1 protein-coding gene is annotated in these 741 nt (G+C 68.3%); it reads right to left on the bottom strand.

Features of this window, described 5'->3' with window-relative positions:
* Nucleotides 1-66: 66 nt before the first annotated feature.
* Nucleotides 67-741 (bottom strand): methyl-accepting chemotaxis protein (locus VSX60_RS22450; protein ID WP_327626448.1); only part of this gene is annotated, 675 nt, incomplete at its 5' end.

The raw sequence follows: 741 nt of genomic DNA, 5'->3' as shown, positions 1-741 counted from the left end.
GGTTTGACCGGACCGCCCTGATTGGCATGGGAATGTTGTGCTGTTTCAGCCGCGTTCGCGGCCTTGTCAGAACTCTTCCCAGGTATCGGTTTCGTTGGCGGCGACCGGCTGCGGCTTGCGGGCGGTGTTGCCGACGACCGCCAGTTGCGGCGCATGGGCCGCCGGACGGGCGCCGGGCTTGCCCTTGCCGGAGGCCGGCTTGGCGGCGCCGAGCTCGAAGCGGTCGACCAGCCGGACCAGCTCGCTGGTCTCCTGGGTCAGCCGGTGCGAGGCAGCGGTCGATTCCTCCACCATCGCGGCGTTCTGCTGGGTCACCTGATCCATCTGGTGAACCGCCGTGTTGACCTCGGCCAGACCCGTCGCCTGCTCCTGCGCCGACGACGAGATCTCCCGCACGATGGTGTTGATCTCGCCGACCTGGGCGGCGATGTCCTTCAGCGCCTGGCCGGTCCGGGCAACCAGATCGACGCCCTCGCCAACCTGCGCGGTCGAGGTCGAGATCAGCGTCTTGATCTCCTTGGCCGCGTCGGCCGAACGTTGCGCCAGCCCGCGCACTTCCTGGGCGACGACGGCAAAGCCGCGGCCCGCCTCGCCGGCCCGCGCAGCCTCGACCCCGGCGTTCAAGGCCAGAAGGTTGGTCTGGAAGGCGATCTCGTCGATCACCCCGATGATATTGCCGATCTGCTTGGACGAGGCCTCGATGCCATTCATCGCCTCGACCGCGTTGCCGACCACGACGCC

Source organism: Aurantimonas sp. A3-2-R12 (assembly GCF_036016755.1).
Taxonomy (GTDB): domain Bacteria; phylum Pseudomonadota; class Alphaproteobacteria; order Rhizobiales; family Rhizobiaceae; genus Aurantimonas; species Aurantimonas coralicida_A.
Note: the sequence above shows the minus strand (reverse complement) of the source record. Positions and strands in the feature narration are given on the sequence as shown.